3 protein-coding genes are annotated in these 4,649 nt (G+C 36.4%); all 3 read right to left on the reverse strand.

All coding sequences use genetic code 11. The features are described 5' to 3' along the window. Nucleotides 1–545 precede the first annotated feature (545 nt). The gene (locus Q0A18_RS02630) at nt 546–2,939 is read right to left on the reverse strand and encodes a hypothetical protein (RefSeq protein ID WP_292008618.1); all 2,394 of its coding nucleotides are present in this window, start codon (nt 2,937–2,939) and stop codon (nt 546–548) included. Nucleotides 2,940–3,126: 187 nt separating this feature from the next. Then, complete coding sequence (locus Q0A18_RS02635) at nt 3,127–3,915, reverse strand: PhzF family phenazine biosynthesis protein (protein WP_292008619.1); 789 nt, start codon at nt 3,913–3,915, stop codon at nt 3,127–3,129. Nucleotides 3,916–4,119: 204 nt separating this feature from the next. After that, complete coding sequence (locus tag Q0A18_RS02640; protein ID WP_292008620.1) at nt 4,120–4,503, reverse strand: hypothetical protein; 384 nt, start codon at nt 4,501–4,503, stop codon at nt 4,120–4,122. Nucleotides 4,504–4,649: the final 146 nt, after the last annotated feature.

The raw sequence follows: 4,649 nt of genomic DNA on the forward strand, positions 1-4,649 counted from the left end.
ATATTGTTAAATGTACATCATTGGAAATCAGGAATATGATTTGATGCCTGAATACTAAGGTAGGAAGTGTGATAAGGAATAAAGTTTTTTATCATATGTTTAAATTAGTGGTACAAATGTAAGCAAAAATAGGAGGATAAAACATATGATACTTCTCAATACATGATAAAAGCCGTCTTTGTTTTGTACAGACGGCTTTTATGATATATTATAAATTATTTGAAGTTGTAAAAAATCACAGTTTGGCAATCTTCAGTGCCGATGTAAAGTTGATGCCGGATGCACCTGATCCTACGATGAAATTTTGAGAAGACTTGATACTTTCTTCCGAATCTGTACTTACTTTTACAAAGCTTAATGGATGTTTTTCACTTTATTGAGATCTGTAATTGAATTTAAATAGCTAATAATAGATATGCTATTCGATTACAGAAATCTGACACAGCCTTATAAAAGAAAAAGAGAATTTGCAGTCTGCAAACTCTCTCATGTATTTTGTATTTCTTTATCCCTTTTCTACAGGATTAGATATTCTATGAACCAACCTATTTTAAAATTTCCTGATCATAAAGCAGATTGTCATCTTCATCAAAACTTATTATAAGCACTTTATATTGCTTAGCTGTATCATTGTTATAAAATTTAATTCTCGGAGGAACATAATCACTGTCAAACAAATTAGGATTCCAATATAGGGTTTCTCGGGTATCGTTTTCTATTTTCTTTGGAGAATCATCTTCATTAAGTATTTCAATAGGAAACTCTGAAGGCTTATCATAGCCCTTTATAGTTGAAAAGTTATTTTTTTGTGCTTCCTTTTCGGTGTTTTTAGATTTCATATTGCCTCTCATGGTATAGATTGCTACTGCATTCCCTATCAATCCTGATTCTTTAATAACTTTTACCATGGCAATATTGCTAATGGGAAGGCTTGTGATCATGCTGACGTCGGTAGGGATCTCATCCAGATATAACTTAGCCTGTTGTCCCCGAATATAGGGAACATTCTCTCCGGAACTGTTTCTTTGAAAGGTCAGCCCTGCAGCTCTTCCCTGTAACCAGTCTAATATATTGGTTGATCCTATAGCATGCTGATCTTCATTTACAAAATCAAATATGGTAGAATTGATTGAATTAAACATTCCCGTAGAGAGTTCTTTGTTGAGCTCTTCTTTCGGATCTGTCTTTTTTACCAATTTTACTTCTTCAATTTGTTCATAATGATCATCGGTTTTTCTGATGTTTTTCTGGGTGTTAATAGCTCGGGAAATCGTTGGAGAAATTTTATGTCCACCTGATTTTACCAGTTTATATTTGGTAGTAGGAAAATTACCTTTAAACGGAGTGGGATTTACCAGTGGTTCTATCGTAACGAACAGATTATCCGTATCCATTTGTTTGTTGTTTTCTGAATTGGCAAATAATGAAACATTCAGAGGTTCATTGAAGTTCAGATGGTCTAAATAAAGATATCCGTTTTGATCTGTTCTGGACGGATTAATAGAAGGCTCGTTATCACCTAATTTCAGTACTAAACTTACACTGCTGTCTTTCATCAGAGAATTATTCTTAAGAGGTTTTATCCTGTAAGACAGAAACTGGGAATTGATGGTAGTGGGGGGAACAGATCCGCTGAGTAATGAATTCCAGTTAAATCTTTTCCAGCTTTCAGAAATAAGCAAAGCATCCAGAGCTTCAGCATTGGCATTTTTAGAGAAGTATTGTGCCGGACTGTCTATTTTGGAAGTAAAGTCTCCCGTTAGCCAAAGGCTGCTCAGTATATTTTCCTCTTCCGGTTTGTTGCTTCCGTCATCTTCACTTACCAGAACAGTATAGTTTTTAAAATAGGACTCAGGGGAAATGTCAATGCTATTGAAAGCCCTTGGTGAATGGTTGAGACTCTTACCGATAATTTCAGCTTTCTCAATCTTTAAATCATTAGGCTTTATAAAACATAATCGTTGGGCAACCAGATGATCCTGCTCATCAAAAATAGCTAATTGTAAGACAGCATTGGCTCCATTGCTTATTTTTGTAGGAATAAGGCTGGAAACTTCATTCATCGACTGCGGAACATTGGCTTTATAAGCCAGATGATTACTGATGGTTCCAATGATCTTGTAATTCTGTAGCTGTTGTTTTAAATTAACTCCTTTTAAAGTATATTTAATTCTTTCCTTAGAACTGTGAACTTCTAAACTGATCCCACTGCCTGCCACTTCTGGCAAATCTATGGTCTGTTTTTTTCCTATATTATCCTGAATAATGATCTGATATTTTTTTCCTAAAACCGGAGTTATTGTAAAAGAGGCTACATTTCTGTCAAAAGAGGTGAATGTAGTGACCGGTGTACTGGGATTTTTTGTGTCTATTACTTTTCCATTCCAGTGTTCCGGCAAAGAAGTGTTCCCTGATAATCTTACAGCGAATTTCGTAGAGATGCCGTTGATGAAACTTCCACCTTCAGGAAAGGCTTTGGCAGACCAGTCCGGATTTTTATCAATCTCTAATGTTTCTGCGTCATGGGGATTATAAATGGGGATTGTTTTTACAATCTGGAAGTCTTCACTGAAATTGGTCATATAAGGAGTATAGGCCCTTATGAAGTAAACCTGCTCCGGAAGGTCTTCCTTGAGCTGGAAATCCCCGCTGCCTTCACCATTGGTAAGAAGTATTGTTTTCCAGTCTATTAATTTTTTGTCAGAGCCATATAATTCAACAAATAGGGTGGTAGACAATGCAGTACGGTTATAGCCGTTGAATACGAAACTTTTAAACCATATCTGATCACCAGCTACATATTCTGGCTTATCAGTAAGGATATATACCTTTTCCTGGTCGTAATGATTTTCAAGGATGGTGATTGCTTTTTCTAATTGAGTCTGAGCAAATACAGGCTGTACAGTTGAAATAAGCAACAGGAAAAACATGTTTTTCATAGAAATCTCAGCGCATTTTAGTGCGGTACTAAATTACTGAATTAAAGATTTCAAAAGCTGATATCATCTTCTAATTTAATAATTTAAGGATATTTTAACTAATTATTGGCGCTTAGATAAAAAAAAGCACTGCTTAAGATAAGCGTGCCTTTTGATTTTCAGTTTATAGAATGTGGTCACAATACCATTATTCTATCCATAGATGCCCTACAGAATAGGTTCTGGCTTTACCTGCCACCATCACTCTTTTATCTTTGTTTTCACAATAGAGCTGACCGCCTCTTTCTGACAGCTGACGGGCAAAAAGCTTATCTTTCCCAAATCTTGATGACCAGAACGGAATGAGTGAGCAGTGTGAAGAGCCTGTTACAGGATCTTCAAGGATGGACGACTGTGGTGTAAAGTATCTTGAAACAAAATCACTGTCAGTACCCGGTGCTGTTACCACTACACCTCCTGGGTCTAGGTTGATAAGGTCCAGTACGGATCTTTGCACTGTGATTTTTCTGATCTCTTCCTCAGATTCATATACCAGCACATAGTCCCTGGATTTGAAGACCTCTTTAGGCTGTATATTGAGGGATTGGGCAATAGTATCGGGAAGCACAGCAGGTTCAGGCATTCTTGACGGGAAATCCATATAATAAAATCCGTCCTTTATATCGACTGTAAGTTCACCGCTTTTGGTTTCAAAAACGATTCTGCTGTTCTGGTAGTTTAAGTGGGAAATCATACAATGAGCGGAGGCAAGGGTAGCATGTCCGCATAAATCCATCTCTATTTCAGGGGTAAACCATCTCAGATGAACGGTATCACCATGATCGATAAAGAAAGCCGTTTCTGCCACGGCATTTTCACAGGCTATTTTTAAGAGAGTTTCATCGGGTAACCAGTTTTTTAACGGGACCACACACGCAGAATTTCCACGGAAAATCTCTTCTGTAAAAGTATCTATCTGAAATAATTCCAGCTTCATGATTATTAAATTTAGGTGTGCAAAGGTAATTTATTTCTGAAAAAAAAACTTTTAAATTATCTGTATTTTATGATTTGCTGTAGAGCCTATTTTATTATAAAAATGACTGATTTAAACAATTTTTCATAACTCCAAAGTCAGAAGACTCAGAAAATGAGAAATGAATAAGGAACGTGAAGCTCATAACAGTACAGCTATTAAAAATTACTTGAGAAGATACCAGACTAAAGCAGCTATTCCGGCATACGCGGTAACCGTAATAATATCAGCTATAGGTTGTGAAAAACGCTTTTCCGCAATTTTCTCACTATTGATCTGGTTCTTATGGAACTTCAGAATTTTATTAGAGTTGCGAACCGGATGGGCTACCAGACTGTCACCCTCCCATCTGTCAACTATTATTTTATAGTTTCCGCGATCTGTCTTGATCCTGACATTTTTTCCTGAGCTAACCTCCTGCTGAACATCCACTGGAAGAGGCATTTGTTGTGCGTTCTGGTTTTGGGATTCACCTGCTGCGCCTTTCTTTGGTACAGAATTATTTACAGGATCGGCTCCCTTTTTAGATTCCTTCTTATTGTCAGCCATTGGATCCACCCGCTTTTTTACCTGGTAAGTATAACAACTGGTGAGGGAAAATAATAAAATGATAAGATAAAAATTCTTTCGCATGATCCAAATTTAATAATTTAACGGAATATTTGGTGTTTTCTTTTGAAAGATGGTGATAAAAA

Source organism: Chryseobacterium sp. (assembly GCF_022712095.1).
Taxonomy (GTDB): Bacteria; Bacteroidota; Bacteroidia; order Flavobacteriales; family Weeksellaceae; genus Chryseobacterium.